The sequence below is a fragment of the Mesorhizobium sp. CA5 genome (assembly GCF_020165105.1).
Taxonomy (GTDB): Bacteria; Pseudomonadota; Alphaproteobacteria; order Rhizobiales; family Rhizobiaceae; genus Mesorhizobium.
Window position 1 is genome coordinate 209,675 of sequence record NZ_JAIUHJ010000007.1, and the last position, 23,785, is coordinate 233,459.

Sequence of the window (23,785 nt, forward strand, 5' to 3'; positions counted from 1 at the left end):
GAACGGGCTGACCAAAATTCTCGCCTATTGAAAACCGATCGCGTCGACCGTGCCCTTCGGGCAACCGGCCTTGGCTGTCGGCGCCGACGCCATCAGGAGATCGGCCAGCTTGCTGTCCGGGCCGATCGGACCGGACAGGCCGAGCGTGATCTCGCCGATCATACGCCTGCCGCTCGACGGATCGACCAGACACGACACGCGTACGCGATCCCCGGCGCCGGGACCGAAAGCCTGGTTGAAGGCGCCGCGGATCGCATCCGATGTCAGCTGCTTGCCGATGTTCTTGTTGAACAGATCGCGCACCGCCGAGGCGTTCACCGCCCGCATCAGGTTCAGCGCATCGGAGAAATAGTCCTGCTGGTTCTTGCCGTAGCAGGTGCCGTGCTTGATCCATTCGTGCCGCTCCAGTTTGGAGGCAGTGCCCGGCATCACCTGGTCGAGCTCGGCACGCGTCTTTGCGTCGAGCTCGACCGGCGGCAGGTCTCCCCAATGCGCCGGATTGTCATTGGCCTTGTCGTTCGCCGAGACCTGGCAATAGAAATTGCCGTTCGGCTGCGGCCACAGCCCATGCAGCGTGAAGTGCGAGGCATCGAACTCGCTCGGGCTCTGTGCCTTGCATTCGGGCTTGCTCGCCTTGGTCTCGCAGAAAGCCGGCTGCCAGCTCAGCGCAAAGACATATTCGGGTTTGCCGGAGGCCACCGCCGACTTGGTCTGACCGGAAGGCGCCGGCGTGGTAGCTGCACTGCCGCCGGTGACGTGGCCGCAGTTGATCTTCACCCAGCGCCGCTCGGGATCGGCGCCCGGCACCTGGATTAGGTAGTGCGTGGGCTCGTCCTTGTTGCCGGCAAGAAGGTCGTAGCTTTTGCCTGTCTCGGTCGAGATGTTGCCGGGGTTTTTGCCGCTCTTGATGGCCTGCGTCGCAGGGCAGGCGCTGTCGGCAACGAACGTGCCGCTCATCTTCACGTCGGCATGCGCCACCCCGGCACCGGCCAGAGCCAGCACCATCGAACCCCATAATGCCCAAACCCGCATCCCGCTCTCCCGGCGATCATTGAACCGTATTGGATACGTCACACTAGAACAGTCGACGTGTCAGAATTGCGATCTTTTTCGCCGCTCGAAAAAACAATCCCCAGCTGAGCGCTTCCCATTGGCATGTTCGCAAGCGCGCTCATCCTCTTGACGCCGGCAAACGCCGCGCCCAACAGTCGCCGAGGGAGCGACACATGCCATTCGACAGAAAGACCAGGCTCGCCTCACCGACCGGGGCCGACCTCAATCTCTATGTGAAACACGCGGAGGCGAAGCCACGCGCCGTGGTCCAGATCAACCATGGACTGGCCGAGCACGCGGCGCGTTATGCCCGCTTTGCCGATTATCTCGCGCCGCGCGGATTCCATGTCTATGCCCATGACCATCGTGGCCATGGCGCGACGAAGGCGCCCGACGCGCCGCTCGGCAAATTCGCCGATAGCGACGGCATCGCCAAGGTGATCGCCGATGTCGAGGCCGTGCACGACCTGATCGCGGCCGAGCATCCCGGCTTGCCGGTGATCGCCTTTGGACATTCGCTGGGCGCCTCGGTGGCGCTGAACTTTGTCCTGCGCCATTCCGGGCGTGTCCATGCCGCCGCGATCTGGAACGGCAATTTCTCGCAAGGCCGGCTCGGGCAACTGGCGCTTGGCATTCTAGGCTGGGAGCGGATGCGGCTCGGCTCCGACGTGCCGTCGCGGCTTCTTTCCAAGCTCACCTTCCAGGCTTGGGGCAAGGCGGTGCCAAATCACCGGACCCTGTTCGACTGGCTGTCGCGCGACCCGGTCGAGGTCGACAAATATATCGCCGACCCGCTTTGCGGCTGGGATGCGTCGGTCTCGATGTGGCGCGACGTAGTCGACATGGCGCTGCACGCCGGCAAGGATTCCAGCTTCACCGGCGTCCGCCGCGACCTTCCTTTCAATCTCATCGGCGGCGAGAAGGACCCCGCGTCGGACTACGGCAAGGCGGTCCATCACCTGGCAACGCGCATGCAGGCAATGGGCTTTTCGAATCTGGTTTCAAAGGTTTACCCGGAAACCCGCCATGAAAGCCTGAACGATATCAATCGCGATGCCGTCATGAATGATTTCGTCGCTTGGGCGGACAGCGTGCTGAAATCCTGATCCGGCTTGGCCCACTGCAAGGGCCGTGACAGGTGCGGCTGCTGTTGATAGAGCCTGCGTTTCCGACCCATTACGGTGATCCATGGCCGAACCTCCGCTGAAAGGCATCCGCGTTATCGAGCTCGCCCGCATCCTGGCCGGTCCCTGGGCCGGGCAGTTGCTCGCCGATCTCGGCGCCGATGTCATCAAGGTCGAGAGCCCCGATGGCGGCGACGACACTCGCAAATGGGGTCCGCCCTTCGTCATGAGCCATGATGGCGAGAACCTGTCGGCCGCCTATTACCACTCCTGCAATCGCGGCAAGCGTTCCATCGCCGTCGATTTCTCCAAGCCCGACGGTGCCGGGACGCTGCGCAAGCTGGTCGCCACCGCCGACGTGCTGATCGAGAACTTCAAGCTCGGCGGTCTGAAGAAATACGGCCTCGACTACGAGAGCCTGAAGGCGATCAATCCGCGCCTCGTCTATTGCTCGATCACCGGCTTTGGCCAGGACGGTCCCTACGCGCCGCGCGCCGGCTACGATTTCATCATCCAGGCCATGGCCGGCATGATGTCGATCACCGGCGAGCCCGGCCGCGAGCCACAGAAGGCCGGCGTCGCCATCTCGGATCTCTTCACCGGCCTCTATTCGGTGATCGCCATCCAGGCAGCACTGCGCCACGCCGAAAAGACCGGTGAGGGCCAGCATATCGACATGGCGCTCTTCGACAGCCAGATCTCGGCGCTCGGCAACCAGAACCTCAACTATCTGATTTCCGGCAAGTCGCCGGTGCAGATGGGCAATGCGCATATGAACATCGCCCCTTACGAGGTGCTGCCGGTCAGGGACGGCCACATCATCCTGGCGGTCGGCAATGACGGCCAGTTCGGCAAGTTCTGCGCGGCGGTCGGGCTGACCGATCTGCCCGCCAATCCGGATTTCGCCACCAACCCCGCCCGCGTCGCCAACCGGGTGAAGCTGCGCGAGCTGATCATCGCGACGCTGAGCACCTGGGACCGCGATCCGCTGTTGGCGAAGCTCGAGGCTGCCGGCGTGCCGGCAAGCCCGATCAACACCATTGGCCAGATGTTCGACGATCCGCAGACCATCGCGCGCGGCATGCGGCTCGATCTCGACGACGGCCACGGCAATCGCCTGCCTTCGGTGCGCGCGCCGATGGTGATGTCGGGCACGCCGCTCGTCTATGAACGTCCCTCGCCGCGCCTTGGCGAGCACACGCAAGAAATCCTTGCCGAATTGGAGAGAGCAGCAAAATGAAAACCGGCGGACAACTGATCGTCGAGGCGCTGGAAGCGAACGGCACCGACCGCATCTTCTGCGTCCCGGGCGAATCCTATCTCGCGGTGCTCGACGCGCTGCATGACTCTTCGATCCGCACCATCGTCTGCCGCCAGGAAGGCGGTGCTGCGATGATGGCCGACTGCCAGGGAAGGCTGACCGGCAAGCCCGGCATCTGCTTCGTCACCCGCGGCCCCGGCGCCACCAACGCTTCGGCCGGCGTCCATATCGCGATGCAGGATTCGGTGCCGATGATCCTGTTCATCGGCCAGGTCGCCAGCCACGCCAAGGAGCGCGAGGCCTTCCAGGAGGTCGACTACAAGCGCTTCTTCGGCGACATCGCCAAATGGGTGGTCGAGATCGACGACGCCGCGCGCATTCCAGAATTCGTGACCCGTGCCTTCGCCGTCGCAACCTCCGGCCGTCCCGGCCCGGTGGTCATCTCGCTGCCGGAAGACATGCTGACCGACGAGGTCGAGGCGCCGGAAGCGCTCCCGCACACGCCGGTCGAGACGCGTCCCGGTGAAGCCGAGCTCGACGCACTGGAGATATTGCTGAGCAACGCCAAGCGTCCCTTCGTCATCCTCGGCGGCACGCGCTGGAACGGGGAAGCGGTGGCGCATATGCGCCAGATCGCCGAGGCCTGGTCGCTGCCGGTCGGCTGCTCCTTCCGGCGCCAGATGCTGTTCGACCATCTGCATCCGAATTATGCCGGCGATGTCGGCATCGGCATCAATCCCAAGCTGGCGGAGCGGATCAAGCAGGCCGACGTCGTGCTTTTGATCGGCGGCCGCCTGGGCGAGATGCCGTCTTCCGACTACACGCTGCTGAAAAGCCCCTACCCCGACCAGGCGCTGGTGCATGTCCACGCCGATGCCGGCGAGCTCGGCCGCGTCTATCGGCCGACGCTCGCCATCAATGCTTCGCCCGCCGCCTTCGTCGAGGCTTTCGCCAGGCGCAGGCCAACGGCCAAGCCTGCCTGGGCGGCCGAGACGGAAAAGGCGCACGCCGCCTATCTCGAATGGTCGACGCCGCCGCAGACCGGCCCGGGCGCCGTCCAGATGGGCCCGATCATGGACTACCTCGGAAAGGTTCTGCCGGAAGATGCCATCCTCACCAATGGCGCCGGCAACTATGCCACCTGGGTGCATCGCTTCTACCGCTCGCGCCGCTTCGGCACGCAGGCGGCGCCCACGTCCGGCTCGATGGGCTACGGCACGCCGGCCGCGGTCGCCGCCAAGTCGCTGTTCCCGGATCGCACTGTGGTTGCCTTCGCCGGCGACGGCTGCTTCCTGATGAACGGCCAGGAGTTCGCGACGGCTGTCCAGTATGACCTGCCGATCGTCGTGATCGTCGTCAACAACGGCATTTACGGCACGATCCGCATGCATCAGGAGCGGGAATATCCAAGCCGCGTCGTCGCCACCACCCTCAAGAACCCTGACTTCGCGGCGCTCGCCCGCGCCTATGGCGGCCATGGCGAGACGGTGGAAAAAACCGCCGACTTCGCACCGGCCTTCGAACGCGCGCGCGCCAGCGGCAAGCCGGCGATCGTCGAGATCAAGCTCGATCCCGAAGCGATCACGCCGACCCGCACGCTGACGCAGATCCGCGACAAGGCGTAAGGCAGCCTGCTGCCTTTCTGCCGGCTGCACGACAAAAGCGGCGGTGAACCGCCCCTTTTGCGTCTTTACATCGCCTTCTCGATCTGGCCGCGGATCTCACCGTCCTTGTTCTTGGCGGTGTGGACGTTGACGTAGTATTTGCCGGCTTCCAGATCGGCTGCCTGCGCGTCGGTCAACGTCGCCGATCCCTTGATCGGGCTCTTCAGCTTCTTGAACGGGATGACCGGGTCCGCGTTTGCGCCCATATCTGCCGGGCCGTGGATGTGGGCAGCCACGGCAGGCCCGCTAAGGCCGGAATATTTGACGTTCCAGCTGAGCTTCTTGCTTGTGGTGTCGAAGGTAAGTGTGGCGGTTCCCTTGCCCTTGGTGGTGACGGGCGGACTCTGCTGACTGCCGTCGAGCGTCGCCTTGTACTTCACCATCTCGGCCATGGCCGGCGATGCAAGAAGGAAGGCGGTCGAAACGGCCAAGGCCGAAAGCATCGGCACGGATAGGATGCGCATGAAGAACCTCCGTTGATTGCAGCATCCTTCGCGGCTCCCCGGCGCGCGGATGCGCCAATCAACGGCTGAGCGGCCCGATGTATCCCGGCGCACACGGTTATTTTACCGCGGGGCAACGAGAAAGGGGCGGTCGCCCGCCCCTTTCCAACTTCCGCGCTGAGAGCGGACCTTACTTGATCGCCTTGTCGGTGATCGCGGTCGTGTAGGCGCCGCTCGCCTCCTTGCTGATGATCTTCTGGTCCAGCAGCGCCTTGGCGGTGCGCTCGTAAGCGGCCGGGATCAGCTTGCCGTCGGCATTGTCGACCAGCTTGGCCACTTCCTTCATCATGAACTTCTGGTGGTTCTCGTCCTGGCCGCCGGCGTCCACGACGATCTCGGCCGCCTCGTCGGTGTTCTCCGTGGCGTATTTCCAGCCCTTCATCGAGGCGCGCACGAAGCGCACCATCTTGTCCTCGAAGGCCGGATCCTTGAGCTTGTCCTCGAGCGTGTAGAGCCCGTCCTCCAGAAGGTCGTTGCCCATCGCGGAGTAGTTGAACACGACCAGGTCTTCCGGCTTGTAGCCGGCGTCCAGCACCTGACCGTATTCATTATAGGTCATCACCGAGATGCAGTCGGCCTGCTTCTGGATCAGCGGCTGCACGTCAAAACTCTGCTTGAGCACGGTCACGCCGTCCGGGCCGCCATCGGTCTTGAGGCCGATCTTGTTCATCCAGGCGTAGAACGGATATTCGTTGCCGAAGAACCAGACGCCCAGCGTATGACCCTTGAAGTCGGCTTCCGTCTTGATCGGGCCGTTCTTGGGGCAGACCAGTTCCATGCCCGCCTTCTTGAACGGCTGGGCGATGTTGACGAGCATCACGCCTTTGTCGCGGGCCGCGAGCGCGCCGCCCATCCAGTCGACGATGACGTCGGCGCCGCCGCCGGCGATCACCTGCTCGGGCGCGATGTCCGGGCCGCCCGGCTTGATGTCGACGTCGAGGCCTTCGGCGTCATAGAAGCCCTTGGCCTTGGCGACATAATAGCCGGCGAACTGGGCCTGCGTGACCCATTTCAGTTGCAGTGTCACCTTGTCGGCGGCCATCGCCTGGAAGGCGGCCAGCGACATGGCGCCGGCCAGAGCAGAAATCAGCAGTCTTTTCATCTTATTACCCTCTGAAGTTAGCACCCAAACCCACCGCCCCTATCCACCTCGGACAGAGGGATGCCAAAACGTGACGGCTCTCTCGATGAGAGCGACCACGCCATAAAAGACCGAACCCGCCAGTGCTGCAACTGCGATTTCGGCCCACACCATGTCGATGTTCATCCGCCCGACTTCCGTCGAGATGCGGAATCCCATGCCGACCACTGGCGTTCCGAAGAACTCCGCGACGATGGCGCCGATCAGCGCCAGCGTCGAGTTGATCTTCAGCGCGTTGAAGATGAACGGCATGGCCGCCGGCAGCCTGAGCTTGAGCAAGGTCGGCCAATAGCCCGATGCATAAGTGCGCATCAGGTCGCGCTCCATATGCCCGGATGCGGCAAGGCCCGCCACCGTATTCACCAGCATCGGGAAGAAGGTCATGATGATGACGACCGCGGCCTTGGACGGCCAGTCGAAGCCAAACCACATGACCATGATCGGCGCCACGCCGATGATCGGCAGCGCCGAAACCATATTGCCGATCGGCAGCAGGCCGCGCCGCAGGAACGGCACACGGTCGGCGAGGATAGCGACGGTGAAGCCGGCGAGATTGCCGACGACATAGCCGATGAGCACCGCCTTGAAGATCGTCTGCCGCACATCCGATCCCAGGATCGGCAGCGAGTTGGCGATCCGCGCGCCGATGGCGCTGGGCGGCGGCAAGAGGATGAACGGGATGCCGGCACCGCGCGTCACCGCCTCCCAGATGATCAGGATCCAGGCGCCGAAGATCGCCGGGATGATCAGGCGCAGCGCGTTCCTTGCGACGCTCCCGCTCGGACGCAACCAGGCGAGCAAGGCAACGCAGCGCCAGGCCAGCAGCCAGGCAGCGGCAAGCAGCAGGAAATAGGGCGCCAGCGCCGTGCCCTCGAAACCGGCTATGCCTTTGACCAAGAGCCAGGCTGCGGCATGGGCGCCGACGAAGAGCACGATGGCCTCAACGACCGGCGTCAGCCTTAAGGTCGAGACCAGCGCCGCAATGAGCAGCAGCCCGATGATCAGCCCCTTGGCGCCCATATAGGGATAGGCCAGCGTTGCGGCCGGCTCCGCCAGCACGGCTGCCTCCGGCTTCGTCATTGCGCCAAGCGCAAAGGCGATGAGACAAAGCAGGATTGCCAGCACCGATTGCCATGATGGCTTCAGCCAATTCATGCCGGCCTCCCGCCCATGGCGCGGTCGACCAGGCGTCCGGCGATGCCCACCACCATCACCAGCAGCGCCGCGACGACGGACCCCGCGACCAGCGCCGACCAGATGTCGATGGTCTGACTGTAGTACGCGCCGGCGAGCAGCTTGGCGCCGATGCCGGCGACGGCACCCGTCGGCAACTCGCCGACGATGGCGCCGACCAGGCTCGCCGCCACCGCCACCTTCATCGAGGTGAACAGGAACGGCACCGAAGCCGGCACCCTGAGCTTCCAGAAGGTCTGCGAGGCGCTGGCGTTATACGTATGCATCAGGTCGAGATGCATGATCTCGGGTGAACGCAGGCCCTTCACCATGCCGACGGCGACCGGAAAGAACGACAGATAGGTCGAGATCAGCGCCTTGGGGATCAGGCCGGTGATGCCGATCGCGGCCAGCACCACGATGATCATCGGCGCCACCGCCAGGATCGGAATGGTCTGCGAAGCAATGATCCACGGCATCAGGCTGCGGTCGAGCGTCGCCACATGCACGATGCCCACCGCAATCAGGATGCCGAGAGCGGTGCCGAAAGCAAAGCCGAGCAGCGTCGACGACAGCGTCACCCAGGCGTTGTAGACCAGGCTGCGGTTCGAGGTGACGGACCGCAGGAAGGTGTTTTGGAAGAAATTCACCGCCACCTGATGCGGCGCCGGTAGCGTCGGCTTCGGCTGCGACAGCGTCTTGCCGATGAACTCGACGATACCCGGCGTCTCATTGGCACGGCGGTCGAGATCGCGCTGGAACGGCGCGTTGAGGATGACGGCGAAGACATACCAGAGCACCACCACGCCGGCGAGGATGCTGGTGACGGGGATGATTTTCGAGCGGAAGGTGTCCATCTAGCGCTGCCCTTCTCCTCTCCCCCACGGGGAGAGGGTGGCCGGAGCGAAGCGAAGGCCGGGCACGTTCGACTGGAGTGCTGCGGCGCGGGTATTTTTCGTCATCCTAGGGCGGAGCAAGGAGCGAAGCGACGCGGCGCAGACCCTAGGATCCATTCCGTTACTTCTGAGCTCCGCAACGTTCCAGAATACAGCTCCCTGCGCCACGCTCTGCTCGTCGGGTATTCTGAGCCGCTTACGCCCTTCGACCAGCATTACGGAATGGATCCTAGGGTCTGCGCTCCGCTTCGCGTCGCTACGCCCTAGGATGACGAAATCGCGATGGCCGGCTTCTTTAACACGCGGGGTGGCGCGCCTGTTCCGCCCTAGGATGACGAAGGCGCGAGTGGCCGTCCCCTCACCCGGCCGCTGCGCGGCGACCCTCTCCCCGGAGGGGAGAGGAGAGAGCTCATCCTCCCGCCCCTCAATCATCATAGCTGTGCCCTGCCCTCAAGCCATCCCGCACCCGTGCGGCGATCGCCAGGAATTCAGGCGTCTCGCGGATGTCGAGCGGCCGCTCTCTCGGCAGCGTCGATTCGATGATGTCGGTGACGCGGCCTGGCCGCGGCGACATCACGACAATGCGCGTCGACAGATAGACCGCCTCGGGTATCGAATGGGTGACGAAGCAGATCGTCTTGTTGGTCCGCGCCCAGAGATCGAGGAGCTGCTCGTTCAGATGGTCGCGCACGATCTCGTCAAGCGCGCCGAACGGCTCGTCCATCAAGAGCAGGTCCGCATCGAAGGCTAAAGCACGCGCGATCGAGGCGCGCTGCTGCATGCCGCCGGAAAGCTGCCAGGGGTATTTCTTCTCGAAGCCGGAAAGGTTGACCAACTCCATCGTGCGCTTGATGCGCTCGGCCTGCTCGACCTGGCTGAGGCCGATGATCTCCAGCGGCAGCGCCACGTTGCGCTCGATCGTGCGCCACGGGAACAAGGCCGCCGCCTGGAAGACATAGCCATAGGCGCGTTTCTCGCGCGCCTGCTCCGGCGTCATCCCGTTGACGGAGATCGTCCCGGAGGTCGCCTTCTCCAGATCGGCGATGACGCGCAGCAAGGTGGTCTTGCCGCAGCCGGACGGGCCAATGAAGGAAACGAATTCGCCCTTGCCGATGGTCAGATCGACGTCGGAGAGCGCCTGCACCGGACCGTCATTGGTCTGAAAAGTGAGGCCGAGCTTGCTTGCCGAAACGACGGCTGGCGGCTGTTCGGTCATTGGCTGCAGCCTGCCTTTTGCAGCCGCCGCCGCGCTGTCCGCAATCCGGTTGATTTTATGATAGCGTTGCTTTCCACTCGTCCTGTCCCACCCGATCGACGCCGCCCGGAGCCTTGCCGATGTCGCCTAAACCCACCTGTCGTCTCGTTCGCCCCGAAAGCACCTATCAGGGCAAGCAGGGGCTGAGCTATTTCGCCGGCATCGCCGCCGAAACCGTCGGCTCCTCCGGCATCTGCATGCATCTTCTCACCATGCCGCCCGGCGCGCGCGCCAAGGCGCACATGCACGAAAGCCACGAGACGGCCATCTACGTGCTCTCCGGCGAAGTCCACACCTGGTACGGCGACCGGCTCGAGCACCACATCGTCGTCAAGGCGGGCGACCTCTTCTACATTCCGGCGGGCGTGCCGCATCTGCCCGCCAATCTGAGCGACGCCCCGTCTTCGGCGGTGATCGCCCGCACCGATCCCAACGAGCAGGAAAGCGTCGTCCTGCTGCCGGAACTGGATGGCCTCGTCGCCTGACCCTGACGGGATCGCCGTCATTTGCATCGCGCGACTTCGCCCATCACATTGCCGTCTTCGTCAGCCACCACCAGCTTCTTCGCATTCTTCGCGCTGCGCTTGATGGTGAACCTGGTCGGCTGTCCCTCTTCGCCTTCAGCCTCGCATTTTGCCGTCACCACCAGCGATCCATCGGCCCGCGCTTGGCGGTCGCTGAAGGTGCAGGCGCTGGCTGCCGTGATCAGTTCCTTGTCGGTCAGAAGCAGCATCTTGTCGGCAGCGACCTGCTGGCCGTTCCGGTTGATGCAGCCATATTTGTCGCCATAGGGCTTGCTGAGGTCTATGCCGGCGGCATGAGCCTGGCCGGCGGCCAGCATCGCGGCCGCCGCGATCGCAAGATGAAGAGCCCGCATGGTCAGACCCCGGTGGCCGGAATGCCGGTTCGCTCGACCTTGCGCGGCGCGGAAATCTCCTTCCAGGTCGACAGCGCCCGGTTGACCGCGGCGTTCGGCTCGCGGGCGACGAACTCGCCATGGCCGGCCTTGGCCTTCACGTCCGCCTCCTCGATCGAGAGTTCGCCGCGCGAGAAGACGAAGCGCGGCAGGCCGGTCACCTCGACGCCTTCGAAGACGTTGTAGTCGATCACCGACTGCTGGTTCTTGGCCGAGATCGTCTTCTTACGCTTCGGATCCCACACGACGATGTCGGCGTCGGCGCCTTCGACGATCGCGCCCTTCTTCGGATACATGTTGAGGATCTTGGCGATGTTGGTCGAGGTCACCGCGACGAACTCGTTCATCGTCAGCCGCCCGGTGTTGACGCCTCTCGTCCATAGAACCGGCAAGCGGTCCTCGAGCCCGCCGGTGCCGTTCGGGATCTTGGTGAAGTCGCCGATGCCGTTGCGCTTTTGGCTGGTGGTGAAAGAGCAGTGATCGGTCGCCACGACCTGCAGCGAGCCGGCCTGCAAGCCGGCCCACAGCGAATCCTGGTGCCACTTGCTGCGGAAAGGCGGGCTCATCACCCGGCGCGCTGCATGGTCCCAGTCCTTGTTGAAATACTCGGTCTCGTCGAGCGTCAGATGCTGGATCAATGGTTCGCCGAACACCCGCATGCCCTTCTGGCGGGCGCGGCGGATCGCTTCGTGGCTCTGCTCGCAGGAGACATGCACGACATAGAGCGGCACGCCCGCCATATCGGCGATCATGATGGCGCGGTTCGTCGCCTCGCCCTCCACCTCCGGCGGGCGAGAATAGGCATGGCCTTCGGGGCCGTTGTTGCCGGCCGCTAAAAGCTTTTGCGAGAGCGCCGCAACCACGTCGCCATTCTCGGCATGGACCAGCGGCAGCGCGCCGAGATCGGCGCAGCGCTGGAACGACGAGTACATCTCGTCGTCGTCCACCATCAGCGCGCCCTTATAGGCCATGAAATGCTTGAACGAGGTGATGCCCCGGTCGACGACTTGAGCCATCTCGTCGAACACCTGCTTGCCCCACCAGGTGATCGCCATGTGGAAGGAATAATCGCAGGACGCTTTCGAGGTCTTGTTGTCCCACATCTGCAGGGCTTCCAGCAGCGATTGCTGCGGCGCCGGCAGGCAGAAATCGACCACCATCGTCGTGCCGCCGGAGAGCGCGGCGCGCGTGCCGGATTCGAAATCGTCGGCCGAATAAGTGCCCATGAAGGGCATTTCGAGATGGGTATGCGGATCGATGCCGCCCGGCATGACATAGCAGCCCGTGGCGTCGAACTCATGGTCGCCGTGCAGGTTGGAGCCGATGGCGACGATCTTGCCATGCTGCATCAGCACGTCGGCCTTCCAGGTACGGTCGGCGGTCACGATGGTGCCGTTCCGGATGACTTTGGTCATATCTGTTCCCCTGTTCTTTCGCGCTTCTTTGCGAGCGGCGTTGCGAGGTGACTGGTCTAGGCGGTCATTCAACGATTCCAGCTGTCTCGACCACCGCATGGAACAGCACATCGGCGCCCGCCGCCGCCCATTCCTTGGAGATGTCCTCGGCCTCGTTGTGGCTGAGGCCGCCGACGCAGGGGCACATGACCATGGTCGCCGGTGCCACCTTGGCCGCCCAGCAGGCGTCGTGGCCGGCGCCGGAGATGATATTCATATGGCTGTAACCGAGCTTTTCGGCGGCTGTGCGCACGCGGCCGACCAGCGTCGGATCGAAGGTCACCGGGTCGAAATGGCCGACCGCCTCGACCGAGCATTTCACGCCAAGCGCCTCGCAGATCTTCGGCGCTTCCTTTTCGATGCGGGCGCGCATGCCGTCGAGCTTGGCCTGGTCCGGCGAGCGGATGTCGACGGTGAAGACCACCGTGCCTGGCAGGACGTTCCGGGAATTGGGCGAGAACTTCACTTGGCCCACCCCGCCGACGGCGCCGGGCTGGTTCTCCATGGCGACCGTCTGCACCATCTCCAGGATGCGCGCCATGGCAAGGCCTGCATTGACGCGCATGTTCATCGGCGTCGAGCCGGTATGCGCTTCCCTGCCGGTCAGCGTGAACTCCAGCCACCACAGGCCCTGGCAGTGGGTCACCACGCCGATTTGCTTGTTCTCGGCTTCGAGGATCGGGCCCTGCTCGATATGGTATTCGAAATAGGCGTGCATCTTGCGCGCGCCGACCGTCTCGTCGCCCACCCAGCCGATCCGCTTCAGCTCATCGCCGAAGGTCAGGCCGTCGAGATCCTTGCGGGCATAGGCATATTCCTGGGTGTGCACGCCGGCGAACACGCCCGAGGCGAGCATCGCCGGCGCGAAACGAGCGCCCTCCTCGTTCGTCCAGTTGGTGACGACGATCGGATGCCTGGTCTTGATGCCGAGATCGTTGAGCGAGCGCACCACCTCCAGGCCGGAAAGTACGCCGAGCACGCCGTCATATTTGCCGCCGGTCGGCTGGGTGTCGAGATGGGAGCCGACATAGACCGGCAGCGCGTCCGGATCGGTGCCGGCCCGCGTCATGAACATGGTGCCCATCTGATCCACGCCCATGGTGAGCCCGGCCTCATCGCACCAGGACTTGAACAGCTCGCGGCCGTGCTTGTCGGAATCGGTCAGTGTCTGACGATTGTTGCCGCCGGCAATGCCGGGGCCGATCTTCGCCATCTCCATGATGGAATCCCACAAGCGGTCTGAATTCACTCGCAGATTTTCACCAGGTGCGGCCATTTGCGGTTCCCATTTTCACCAGGGGTCTTGTCGCCCCTTGAGTGGTTTGCATCCTGACCGTATGGTCAGCTTTCAGACTACACAAGCTGACCAAGCGGTCAACGAGAATCTTGGGGGAGACATGAGCGAATCCACCCGTCCCATGCGGCGACAGGACATAAGGCGGGAGAATGAAAAAGCAATTCTGCTCGCCGCCGAAAAGGTGTTTGCGGAAGCCGGGTTCGGCGGCGCCACGATGCAGCTGATCGCCGATCTGGCGGGACTGCCAAAGGCAAATCTCCACTACTATTTCGCCACCAAGGAAGAGCTCTACCGGTCCGTCGTCCAGAACATTTTCGAGATCTGGCTGCAGGCGGCCAATTGCTTCGACGCGGCGCGCGGCCCGGTAGACGGCATCAGCGCCTACATCGACGCCAAGATGGAAATATCGCGTCGCCACCCGGACGGCTCGAAGGTCTGGGCCTCGGAAGTCATGCACGGCGCGCCCGTGCTTCAGGACTATATGGAATCGACGCTGCGCGAATGGACCGACGGTCGCGTCGAGATCATCAGGCGCTGGATCGAGGAGGGCAAGATGGACCCGGTCGACCCGCGTCATCTCCTCTACATGCTCTGGGCCACGACCCAGCATTACGCCGATTTCGGCCACCAGATCGAGACGCTGAACGGCGGCAAGTCGCTCTCCGACCGGCAATGGCGGGAAGCCAAGGAAAACATCAAGCGGGTGATCCTGACCGGCATCGGCGCGCAGCCCGCCTGAACCGCCTTATCCAAGATCGGCGCGCCCGCGCCGACCTCACCTGCTGGGCCGCGGACACCTCCCCTGAAGGTGTCCGCCGGCTTGTCAGTCGATCGACCTCAGCACGTCCCTGACGTGGTCGATCAGCTCGTTGATCTGGCCCTTGGTGATGATCAGCGGCGGCGACAGCGCGATGATGTCGCCGGTGGTGCGGATCAGCGCACCGCGTTCGAACGCTTTGACGAAGGCCGAGAACGCCCGCTTGGTCGGGCTGCCGGCGATCGGCGCCAGCTCGATCGCGCCGATCAGGCCGATGTTGCGGATGTCGATGACATGCGGCTCGCCCTTCAGCGAATGCAGCGCGTCTTCCCAGTAAGGCGCCAGCTCCTCGCCGCGCGTCAAGAGACCCTCTTCCTTGTAGGTGTCCAGCGTGCCGAGCGCCGCAGCGCAGGCGATCGGATTGCCGGAATAGGTGTAGCCGTGGAAGAACTCGATCATGTGCTCCGGGCCGGTCATGAAGGCGTCATGGATCTCCTTCTTGACGAACACCGCGCCCATCGGGATAACGCCGTTGGAGACGCCCTTGGCGGTGGTCATGATGTCCGGCGTGACGCCGAAATAGTCCGCCGCGAACGGCGCGCCGAGGCGGCCGAAGCCGGTGATCACTTCATCGAAAATCAACAATATGCCGTGCTTCGTGCAGATTTCCCGAAGCTTCTGCAGGTACCCCTTCGGCGGCAGGATGACGCCGGTGGAGCCGGCGACCGGCTCGACGATGACGGCAGCGATGGTCGAGGCGTCATGCAGCGCGATGAGCCGCTCGAGATCGTTCGCGAGCTCGGCGCCATGCTCCGGCACGCCCTTCGAGAAGGCGTTCTTGTCCGGCAGATGCGTATGCGGCAGATGGTCGACGCCGCCGAGCAGCGTGCCGAACATCTTGCGGTTGGAGACGATGCCGCCGACCGAGATGCCGCCGAAATTGACGCCGTGATAGCCGCGCTCGCGGCCGATCAGGCGGGTGCGCGAGCCCTCGCCGCGAACGCGGTGATAGGCGATCGCCATCTTGAGCGCGGTGTCCACCGATTCCGATCCGGAATTGGTGAAGAAGACATGGTCCATGCCCTTGGGGGCGATATCGACCAGCCGGTTCGCCAGCTCGAACACGATCGGATGGCCCATCTGGAAAGCCGGCGCGTAGTCGAGCTCGGCAGCCTGGTTCTGGATCGCCTTGGTGATCTTCGGCCGGCAGTGGCCGGCGTTCACGCACCACAGGCCTGCGGTGCCGTCGAGCACCTTGCGGCCGTCGCTGGTGGTGTAGTGCATGTCCTTGGCGGACACGAACATGCGCGGCGCCTGCTTGAACTGCCGGTTTGCCGTGAACGGCATCCAAAATGCGCTGAGATCGTTCGGCGTGACTTTCAGCCGGTTGGACATGACCAGGACTTCCCCTTGTAAGCGTGTTTCGGTGCGGCCAACGCTTGGTCTTTGCTGCGTTTTCGTGCTACGCAAATTTTTGACCGGTTGGACAAACGTTAGCACCGCCTGTCGGCGGTCAGGGGATTACTAGCGGAAATGCGGCATAAAAAGCGCGCTCCACAGCCCAAGGAAAAACTGGTCCAGACAATTGGTCCAGAGAGCCGGCGCGAAGACGGCCGGCCAGGATGACGGCGGCGATGGAAGGCTCCGCTCCCCGCCGCACCCGCATCCAGCAGGAAAAGCGCGAGCTGATCCTCGAGGCCGCGCTCGAAGTCTTCTCCGCCAACGGTTTTCGCGGCTCGACCATCGACCAGATCGCCGAAGCCGCCGGCATGTCGAAGCCCAACCTTCTCTATTACTTCCGCCGCAAGGAAGACATTCACGAGACGTTGATGCAGCGCCTGCTCGACACCTGGCTGGCGCCGCTGCGCGAGCTTGACGACATCGGCGATCCGCTGACGGAGCTCAGAAGCTACATCCGCAGGAAGCTGGAGATGGCGCGCGATTTTCCGCGCGAAAGCCGGCTGTTCGCCAACGAGATCCTGCAGGGCGCGCCGCGCATCAAGCCGATGCTGGAGGGCGAGCTGAAGACGCTGGTCGACGAGAAGGCCGCCGTCATCAAGGGCTGGATGCGCGCCGGCAAGATCGCCCGCACCGATCCCTGGCACCTGATCTTCTCGATCTGGGCGACGACGCAGCACTATGCCGATTTCGACGTCCAGGTCCGCGCCGTGCTCGGCGCCGACCGCGGCGGCGACGGCCGCTTCGAGGACGCAGCGCGGTTTCTGGAGCAGCTGTTCCTGGATGGGCTGAAACCGAAGGGGTAGCGTCGACAAGTTGGCTTAGCAGGTGGGCCCGTATGTGGGGCCAACTTATCCGCCATGTTGTTTTTGCTGACCTTGGATTGGCCGAGGCGCCCATCACTTCGTCATCCACGGGCGGAGCAAGGAGCGAAGCGACGCGGCGCAGACCCGAGGATCCATTCCGTGATCTCGGAGCGCCGCCACTGTCCAGAATCCTGCTCCGCTGCACCCTTCGATCAAGGTAACGGAATGGATCCTCGGGTCTCCACGTCCGCTTCGCTCCCGCTCCGCCCGTGGATGACGAAGCTGGGGGGCTGCCGCCAGCCAGCCTCACGCGCTGCGTTTCTGGACCGATTGTGCATCCAACAATTTCTGCAGCTTCACCACCGAGTTCTGCTCCGCCAGCGGCGTGTAGACGATCAGCCGCATGTCTGAGCCGTCGTCGATCGACAGGCTCATATGCTCGAACGTCATCGCGCCGGCGATCGGATGCCGCAGATGCTTCAGGCCGGAGAGCCGATGCACCACATCGCGCTGCGGCCACCATTCGCGGAACTCGGGGCTTGAGCGCATCATCAACTCGATCAGCCGCTCGAAATCCGGATCGCCGGTGTATTTCGCGCTCTCGGCGCGGAACGCGGCAAGGGTCGCGCGCGCCAGCTGCTCCCAATCCACCAAAAGGTGGCGCCGGTGCGGATCGGTGAACACGCCGTGGATGATGTTGCGGGCATCGCCCTCCAGCAGGCCGTAATCACCGAAAATGGCGACGGCCGCGTCATTCCATGCCAGCACGTCCCAGCGCGGGCCTACGACATAGGCGGGCTGCAGAACCAGGCTCTGCAGCATGTGCAGCAACGGCCCCTCGACCTTTCCCTGCACGATGCGGCGCCGCTCGGGCTGCTGGCGGCCAGCGAGCGTGAACAGATGCCGCTGCTCGGCGGCGTCGAGCCGCAGCGCCTGGCAGAGAGCCGACAGCACCTCGACCGAAGGCCGCACGTCCCTGCCCTGCTCCAGCCAGGTGTACCAGGTCGTGCCGACGCCGGCGATCATCGCCACTTCCTCACGCCGCAGGCCGGGCGTGCGCCGCCGCGCGCCGCAGGCGATGCCGGCGGTATCAGGCGAAAGTCTCTCGCGACGGGAACGCAGGAAGGCGCCTAGCTCGCGCCGGCGATGATCTTCGGGAGAATGGGCGATAGCATCCATGTGCCTATTATAGCAGTACCGATACCAGGATAAAGTTTGAACTGTTTGAGATGCGCGCCGTGTCCCATCTTTCCGTTCAGAGCAGCACAAGGAGGCTCTGAAACATGGAACTCAAGGATAAGACTATTCTCGTCACCGGCTCGACCGACGGCGTCGGGCGCGTGGTCGCCGAGCGGCTCGGTGCCGGCGGCGCCCGGCTGCTGGTGCATGGCCGCGACGAAAGCCGCGGCAAGACGATCGTAGCCGCCATAGAGGCAAAAGGCGGCAAGGCGGAATTCCTCGCCGCCGACCTCGCTTCGCTTGCCGAAGTGCGCCGTCTCGCCGAAGCGGTGCGCGCCAGGACCGATCGGCTCGAAGTCCTGATCAACAATGCCGGCGTCGGCACCGGCGGCCAGGCCGCCAGCCGGCAGGTCAGCGCCGACGGCTACGAGTTGCGCTTCGCCGTCAACTATCTCGCCGGTTTCCTGCTGGCGTCGGAGCTCTTGCCGCTCATCAAGGCAAGCGCGCCGGCGCGCATCGTCAATGTCGCCTCGGCCGGCCAGCAGGCGATCGACTTCGACGACGTGATGCTGACGCATGGCTATAGCGGCGTGCGCGCATACTGCCAGAGCAAGCTGGCGCAGATCCTGTTCACAATCGATCTGGCGGAGCAGCTCGACGGCACCGGCATCACGGTCAATGCTCTGCACCCGGCAAGCTACATGGACACAACGATGGTGCGGCAGGCCGGGGTCACGCCATGGAGCTCGATCGAGACCGGGGCCGACGCCATTCTCAACCTGGCAACATCGCCGGCGCTCGAAGGCCGCAGCGGCCGTTACTTCGACGGCCAGCGGGAGTCGCGCGCCGACGCCCAGGCCTATGACGAGAAAGCCCGCCGCCGGTTGCGCGCGCTTAGCCTCGAGCTGATCGGACAATCTTCCGCAACATCCAGGGAAAAGCATTCATGAACGAGACTATCGAACATTGCGTCATCATCGGCGGCTCGTCCGGCATCGGCCTTGCCACGGCCAAAAGGCTGGTCAGCCCCACGATGAAAGTGACGATCACCGGCCGTAACGAGGAGAAACTCAAAGGCGCATGGAAGACGCTTGGCGCCACCGTCGGCAAGGCAGCGTTCGATGCCACCAAGCCGGACGAGGTCCGGAATTTCTTCGAGCGCCTCGGGCCGTTCGATCACCTTGTTCTCGCCGCCAGCGGCGGCAAGGGACTGGGACCGTTCGCGACACTCGACCTCGCCGACATCGGCAGCGGCGTCGATGAAAAGATCCGGCCGCAACTCTCCTGCCTGCAGGCGGCCCTGCCGACCTTGAATAAAGCTGGATCGGTGACTTTCATCTCGGCCGTGTCGGCGCAGATCGCCGCGCCCGGCATCGCTGGCATCGGCGCCATCAACGGCATGCTCTTGACCGTCGCGCCGATCCTCGCCGTCGAGCTGAAGCCGCTGCGCGTCAATGTCGTGGCGCCCGGCGTCATCGACACGCCCTGGTGGGATTTTTTGCCGAATGACCAGCGGCAGGCGGTGTTTGCCGAATATGCCGGCAAGACGCCGGTCGGCCGTATCGGTCGCGCCGAGGACGTCGCCGAAGCGATCGCCTTCCTGGTCTCGAACAGCTTCATGACCGGCCAGGTGCTGACCTGCGACGGCGGCCTGCGCTTTGCTGCGTGAACAGGCGCGCGGATCTCTTATCCGCGCGCCAAGCCGTTCGATCAGGCGGCCTTGGCGGCCGGCATCGGATGAATGGCGTGGAACGGAATGCACAGCCGGTTCCAGGTGTTGATCATGCCGAGCGCGACCGAGAGCTTGACCAGTTCCTCTTCCGAGAAATGCTCGAGCGTGCGGGCGTAGAGCTCGTCCGACACGCCATTGTCGGCGATCAGCGTCACCGCCTCGGTCCATGCAAGGGCGGCGCGCTCGCGCTCGGAAAACAGCGGCGATTCCTTCCAGGCCGCGACGAGATAGAGCCGGGTTTCGCTCTCGCCGTCGCGCCTCGCCTCACGGCTGTGCATCTCCACGCAGTATGAGCAGCCATTGATCTGCGACGCCCTGAGCTTGATCAGATGCAGCAGGCTCACTTCCAACCCGCATTCGTCGACGGCCTTGTTGAGCGCCGACACCGCCTTCATGATTTCCGGCGCCTTGGCAAAGAACTGCAGTCTCTGTTTCATCGTCTTTTCCTTCCGGGTTTTTGGTGGGTTAGAGGTTCAAATCTGCTTCGGTGAAGCGGATTTCTGGGGCCGCTGGTGGCGCTCGACGAAGGCGCAACTCGCGGCATAGGATCGCGGATCGCCTTCGGCCGCGTACTCCGCCACGATGTCGGACAGCTTCACTTCGGCGAGCGCCGCTCGATACGCGCGCTCGGCCTTGAGCATCGCGGCATTGATGCCGCAAGGTTTCACATAGGCCGAGGCGTCGAGCTTGACCGGGCCGCGCTGGCGGATCTCGCCGCAACGGAAGGCGGGCTCCCTGCCCTCCACTGCAAGCACAATGTCGAGCAGCGTGATGCGCTCGGCCGCCCGCGCCAACCTGTAGCCGCCCGCCGGCCCCGGCACCGATTCCATGATGCGCGCCGCCGTGAGCTGATTGAGATGTTTCAGGAGATAGCTCGGCGACAGACCAAATTGCTCAGCCAGCGCCGCGCCCGGCATGGTGCTGTTGCCATCGACGCTGGCCAGCGTCGCCGCGCAATGGATTGCCGCCTCAACGCCATCGCCGAGCTTCATCGTGCCGATCTCCTAATCATGGATATCTTTTATCATGGATAATTTTTATCTGCAATAGAAAAATGAAGGTTGCCCGCCGATTCGCAATGACAGAGTGAGGGAGAATTGGCGCTTCGCGGGACTTGGGTTCCTCGCACCCCGCAAAGCGGGGGAGAGGTGGCCCGGCGAAGCCGGGATGGAGAGGGGGACGCCTTCTGTGAAGCCAATACCGGTCAGGGACTAGGCGCAAGAAAGATAAAAGACAATCACGGGCCTCAGCGGTGTGCAACCGCCGCGAAAGCCCCTCTCCGTCCCGGCTTCGCCGGGCCACCTCTCCCCACTTCGTGGGGCGCGGAACCCAAGCTTTATTCCGCGGCCACCTTGGCCATCGGATTGTTGGGGTGCGTCGTCCAGTTGGCGTAGACCGGCGACACCGGCAAGCCGGTGCGCTGGTCCAGCACGCCGGCGGCCAGCGGCTGCATGGTGATGCAGCCCTCCACCGGACAGACATTGACGCAGAGATTGCAGCCGACGCATTCGGCTTCGATCACCTCGAAATGCCTGACACCGTCGACCATGCTGGTGATCGCCTGATGCGAGGTGTCCTCGCAGGCGATGTGGCAGCGGCCGCATTTGATGCAGGCATCCTGGTCGATATGCGCCTTGGCGACATAGTTGAGGTTGAGATACTGCCAGTCGGTGACATTGGGCGTGGCACGGCCAATGATGTCGGAGAGCGAGGCGTGACCCTTCTCGTCCATCCAGTTCTCCAGCCCTGCGATCATCTCCTGCACGATCTTGAAACCATAGGTCATCGCCGCCGTGCAGACCTGCACGTTGCCGGCGCCGAGCGCCATGAATTCGGCGGCGTCGCGCCAGGTGGTGATGCCGCCGATGCCTGAGATCGGCAGGCCATGCGTTTCCGGATCGCGCGCGATCTCGGCCACCATGTTCATGGCGATCGGCTTCACCGCCGGGCCGCAATAGCCGCCATGCGAGCCCTTGCCGTCGATGGTCGGCTGCGGCGCGAAATTGTCGAGATCGACGCCGGTGATCGAGTTGATGGTGTTGATCAGCGACACAGCATCGGTGCCGCCGGCATGTGCGGCCCGCGCCGGCTTGCGGATGTCGGTGATGTTGGGCGTCAGCTTGGTGATGACCGGCATGCGCGTGTACTGTTTGCACCAGCGCACGACCATCTCGATATATTCCGGCACCTGGCCGACCGCCGAGCCCATGCCGCGCTCGCTCATGCCGTGCGGGCAGCCGAAATTGAGCTCGATTCCGTCGGCGCCGGTCTCCTCGACCAGCGGCAGGATCGCCTTCCAACTCTCCTCCACGCACGGCACCATGATCGAGGCGATCAGCGCTCGGTCCGGCCAGTTCATCTTCACCTGCTTCATCTCGCGCAGATTGGTCTGCAGGTCGCGGTCGGTGATCAGTTCGATATTGTTGAGGCCAAGCAGGCGGCGGTCGGCGCCCCAGATAGCACCGTAGCGCGGGCCGTTGACGTTGACGACCGGCGGGCCCTCCTCGCCCAGCGTCTTCCATACCACGCCGCCCCAGCCGGCCTTGAAGGCGCGCTCGACATTGTAGGCCTTATCAGTCGGCGGCGCCGAGGCCAGCCAGAACGGGTTGGGCGATTTGATGCCGACGAAATTGTTGCGGATATCTGCCATGCTCATGCCCTCCCGTTAGAGGTCAGTGCCCGGTGGATGCTCTCGGCCGCGTCGCGCCCTTGCGCCACCGCCGAGACAGTCAAATCGTCGCCGCCGAAGATGCAGTCGCCGCCGGCCCAGACCTTGGCCAGCGAGGTGCGGCCTTCGGCATCGACCTTGATGCGGCCGCCTTCGAGCTCGATCTGTTCCGCGCTGCCGTTGAGATGCGCCGGCACGAAGCTCTGGCCGATCGCCTTGAACACCTGGTCGGCATTGAGCCGCAGCGTCTCGCCGGTGCCGACAAGCTTGTCGCCGCTCATGGCGGTGTATTCGAGCTCGATGGCCGACACCTTGCCGTTCTCGGCAATGACGCGCTTCGGCTGCAGCCAGTGGCGGATGGTGACGCCATTGGCGGCGGCCAGATCCTGCTCGAACTCCGAAGCATTCATGTGCTCCTGGCCGCGCCGGTAGCAGATCGTCACCTCTTCCGCGCCGAGCAGCTTCGACTGCACCGCGGCGTCGATCGCCGTCATGCCGCCGCCGATGACGACGACGCGCCGGCCGACCGGCAGGCTGGAAAGATCGCTCGCCTGGCGCAGTTCGGAGATGAATTCCACCGCGTTGGCGACGCCGTCGGCGTCCTCGCCATCGGCGCGCAGCGCGTTGACGCCGCCAAGCCCCATGCCGAGGAAAACCGCATCATAGTTGCGGATCAGGTCGGCAAGCTGGAAGTCGCGGCCGAGCGCCTTGCCGTTCTGGATGTCGATGCCGCCGATCGCGGTGATATAGTCCACTTCCGCCTGGGCGAAATCGTCGACGCTCTTATAGGCGGCGATGCCGTATTCGTTGAGCCCGCCGGCCTTCGGCCGCGCCTCGAGGATGGTTACGTCATGGCCGTGGCGGGCAAGCCGATGCGCCGCCGCCAGCCCCGCCGGGCCGGCGCCGACCACGGCGATGCTCTTCCCGGTCGGTTCGGCGCGCTTGTAGAACTGCTTGTTCTCGCTCATGGCGACGTCGGTGGCATAGCGCTGCAGCCGGCCGATCTGCACCGGCTTGCCTTCGGCCACCTCGCGCACGCAGGCCTCTTCGCACAGCGTCTCGGTCGGGCAGACGCGGGCGCACATGCCGCCGAGAATATTCTGGTCGAAGATCGTCTTGGCCGAACCCAGCGGATTGCCCGTCGCGATCTGCCGAATGAATAGCGGGATGTCGATCGACGTAGGGCACGCGTTCATGCACGGCGCGTCGTAGCAGAAGTAGCAGCGATCGGACTCGACCAGCGCCTCGTGATGATCGAGCGGCGGATGTAGGTCGGAAAAATTGTCGGCATATTGCTCGGAAGACAGCCGGCCGCCGGCAATGCCTTCGATGAAATGACCAGTCGCCATTCCAGTTCCCCTTGTTGTCGTTTTGGGGAAGGCTAGCACGTTTTATTTTTTTATCAATTGGTCAATTTTCGGCCAAGCCACTGTATTGTTTGCGCAAAA

At 64.0% G+C, this 23,785-nt stretch carries 23 protein-coding genes; 8 read left to right on the forward strand and 15 right to left on the reverse strand.

Annotated elements, in window-relative coordinates; translation table 11 throughout:
* Positions 1-24: 24 nt before the first annotated feature.
* Entirely contained in the window at positions 25-1,032 is a 1,008-nt protein-coding gene (locus LB529_RS11945; protein ID WP_224711184.1) for a ribonuclease T2 family protein, read from the reverse strand.
* 194 nt (positions 1,033-1,226) lie between these two features.
* On the opposite strand from LB529_RS11945, the gene LB529_RS11950 reads away from it, so the two are divergent.
* From LB529_RS11950 to LB529_RS11960, 3 genes are all read left to right on the forward strand, one after another.
* Complete coding sequence (locus LB529_RS11950; RefSeq protein ID WP_224711185.1) at positions 1,227-2,159, forward strand: alpha/beta fold hydrolase; 933 nt, start codon at positions 1,227-1,229, stop codon at positions 2,157-2,159.
* 82 nt (positions 2,160-2,241) lie between these two features.
* A complete protein-coding gene (locus tag LB529_RS11955) occupies positions 2,242-3,417 on the forward strand; it encodes a CaiB/BaiF CoA transferase family protein (protein ID WP_224711186.1) in 1,176 nt (391 codons plus the stop codon).
* Positions 3,414-5,063 (forward strand): thiamine pyrophosphate-binding protein, encoded by a 1,650-nt coding sequence (locus LB529_RS11960; RefSeq protein WP_224711187.1) that lies wholly within the window; start codon positions 3,414-3,416, stop codon positions 5,061-5,063. The genes LB529_RS11955 and LB529_RS11960 overlap by 4 nt, the downstream gene beginning before the upstream one ends.
* Before the next feature lie 65 nt (positions 5,064-5,128).
* On the opposite strand, the gene LB529_RS11965 is transcribed toward LB529_RS11960, so the two are convergent.
* The 5 genes from LB529_RS11965 to LB529_RS11985 form a co-directional block, all read right to left on the reverse strand.
* A complete protein-coding gene (locus LB529_RS11965; RefSeq protein ID WP_140839627.1) occupies positions 5,129-5,566 on the reverse strand; it encodes a CHRD domain-containing protein in 438 nt (145 codons plus the stop codon).
* A gap of 169 nt (positions 5,567-5,735) precedes the next feature.
* Complete coding sequence (locus LB529_RS11970; RefSeq protein ID WP_095768959.1) at positions 5,736-6,707, reverse strand: ABC transporter substrate-binding protein; 972 nt, start codon at positions 6,705-6,707, stop codon at positions 5,736-5,738.
* Positions 6,708-6,746: 39 nt separating this feature from the next.
* Positions 6,747-7,901 (reverse strand): ABC transporter permease, encoded by a 1,155-nt coding sequence (locus LB529_RS11975; protein WP_224711188.1) that lies wholly within the window; start codon positions 7,899-7,901, stop codon positions 6,747-6,749.
* Positions 7,898-8,776: an ABC transporter permease gene (locus LB529_RS11980; protein WP_224711189.1), complete on the reverse strand. Its 879-nt coding sequence runs from the start codon at positions 8,774-8,776 to the stop codon at positions 7,898-7,900. The genes LB529_RS11975 and LB529_RS11980 overlap by 4 nt, the downstream gene beginning before the upstream one ends.
* A 463-nt stretch (positions 8,777-9,239) precedes the next feature.
* Positions 9,240-10,031 carry an ABC transporter ATP-binding protein gene (locus tag LB529_RS11985; RefSeq protein ID WP_224711190.1) on the reverse strand — a complete coding sequence of 264 codons (792 nt, stop codon included), beginning with the start codon at positions 10,029-10,031 and terminating at the stop codon, positions 9,240-9,242.
* Between the two features lie 119 nt (positions 10,032-10,150).
* Between LB529_RS11985 and LB529_RS11990 the strand changes: the two genes are divergently transcribed.
* Positions 10,151-10,555, forward strand: coding sequence for a cupin domain-containing protein (locus tag LB529_RS11990; RefSeq protein ID WP_411962116.1), 405 nt, complete (start codon positions 10,151-10,153; stop codon positions 10,553-10,555).
* 17 nt (positions 10,556-10,572) lie between these two features.
* Here LB529_RS11990 and LB529_RS11995 read toward each other — a convergent pair whose 3' ends face one another.
* The 3 genes from LB529_RS11995 to LB529_RS12005 form a co-directional block, all read right to left on the reverse strand.
* Complete coding sequence (locus LB529_RS11995; protein WP_224711192.1) at positions 10,573-10,947, reverse strand: hypothetical protein; 375 nt, start codon at positions 10,945-10,947, stop codon at positions 10,573-10,575.
* Positions 10,948-10,949: 2 nt separating this feature from the next.
* Positions 10,950-12,401, reverse strand: coding sequence for a dihydropyrimidinase (hydA, locus tag LB529_RS12000; RefSeq protein WP_224711193.1), 1,452 nt, complete (start codon positions 12,399-12,401; stop codon positions 10,950-10,952).
* 64 nt (positions 12,402-12,465) lie between these two features.
* Positions 12,466-13,716, reverse strand: coding sequence for a Zn-dependent hydrolase (locus tag LB529_RS12005; RefSeq protein ID WP_224711194.1), 1,251 nt, complete (start codon positions 13,714-13,716; stop codon positions 12,466-12,468).
* A 121-nt stretch (positions 13,717-13,837) separates the two neighbouring features.
* Here LB529_RS12005 and LB529_RS12010 point away from each other — a divergent pair, with 121 nt between their 5' ends.
* Complete coding sequence (locus LB529_RS12010) at positions 13,838-14,476, forward strand: TetR/AcrR family transcriptional regulator (protein WP_095768951.1); 639 nt, start codon at positions 13,838-13,840, stop codon at positions 14,474-14,476.
* Between the two features lie 84 nt (positions 14,477-14,560).
* Here LB529_RS12010 and LB529_RS12015 read toward each other — a convergent pair whose 3' ends face one another.
* Complete coding sequence (locus tag LB529_RS12015; protein ID WP_224711195.1) at positions 14,561-15,889, reverse strand: aspartate aminotransferase family protein; 1,329 nt, start codon at positions 15,887-15,889, stop codon at positions 14,561-14,563.
* A gap of 239 nt (positions 15,890-16,128) precedes the next feature.
* On the opposite strand from LB529_RS12015, the gene LB529_RS12020 reads away from it, so the two are divergent.
* Complete coding sequence (locus LB529_RS12020; protein ID WP_095769027.1) at positions 16,129-16,758, forward strand: TetR family transcriptional regulator C-terminal domain-containing protein; 630 nt, start codon at positions 16,129-16,131, stop codon at positions 16,756-16,758.
* 306 nt (positions 16,759-17,064) lie between these two features.
* Here LB529_RS12020 and LB529_RS12025 read toward each other — a convergent pair whose 3' ends face one another.
* Positions 17,065-17,937 (reverse strand): helix-turn-helix transcriptional regulator, encoded by an 873-nt coding sequence (locus tag LB529_RS12025; protein ID WP_224711196.1) that lies wholly within the window; start codon positions 17,935-17,937, stop codon positions 17,065-17,067.
* A gap of 104 nt (positions 17,938-18,041) precedes the next feature.
* On the opposite strand from LB529_RS12025, the gene LB529_RS12030 reads away from it, so the two are divergent.
* Both LB529_RS12030 and LB529_RS12035 read left to right on the forward strand, forming a co-directional pair.
* Positions 18,042-18,887 carry an SDR family oxidoreductase gene (locus LB529_RS12030; protein WP_224711197.1) on the forward strand — a complete coding sequence of 282 codons (846 nt, stop codon included), beginning with the start codon at positions 18,042-18,044 and terminating at the stop codon, positions 18,885-18,887.
* Positions 18,884-19,606, forward strand: a complete 723-nt coding sequence (locus tag LB529_RS12035; protein WP_224711198.1) for an SDR family oxidoreductase — start codon at positions 18,884-18,886, stop codon at positions 19,604-19,606. Before LB529_RS12030 ends, LB529_RS12035 begins: the two co-directional genes overlap by 4 nt.
* 41 nt (positions 19,607-19,647) lie before the next feature.
* On the opposite strand, the gene LB529_RS12040 is transcribed toward LB529_RS12035, so the two are convergent.
* From LB529_RS12040 to LB529_RS12055, 4 genes are all read right to left on the reverse strand, one after another.
* The gene (locus tag LB529_RS12040) at positions 19,648-20,106 is read right to left on the reverse strand and encodes a carboxymuconolactone decarboxylase family protein (RefSeq protein WP_224602168.1); all 459 of its coding nucleotides are present in this window, start codon (positions 20,104-20,106) and stop codon (positions 19,648-19,650) included.
* A 36-nt stretch (positions 20,107-20,142) separates the two neighbouring features.
* The gene (locus tag LB529_RS12045; RefSeq protein ID WP_224711199.1) at positions 20,143-20,661 is read right to left on the reverse strand and encodes an RrF2 family transcriptional regulator; all 519 of its coding nucleotides are present in this window, start codon (positions 20,659-20,661) and stop codon (positions 20,143-20,145) included.
* Between the two features lie 344 nt (positions 20,662-21,005).
* Positions 21,006-22,319: an NAD-dependent dihydropyrimidine dehydrogenase subunit PreA gene (preA, locus tag LB529_RS12050; RefSeq protein ID WP_224626322.1), complete on the reverse strand. Its 1,314-nt coding sequence runs from the start codon at positions 22,317-22,319 to the stop codon at positions 21,006-21,008.
* Between the two features lie 2 nt (positions 22,320-22,321).
* Positions 22,322-23,686 (reverse strand): NAD(P)-dependent oxidoreductase, encoded by a 1,365-nt coding sequence (locus tag LB529_RS12055; RefSeq protein WP_224626325.1) that lies wholly within the window; start codon positions 23,684-23,686, stop codon positions 22,322-22,324.
* Positions 23,687-23,785 lie beyond the last annotated feature (99 nt).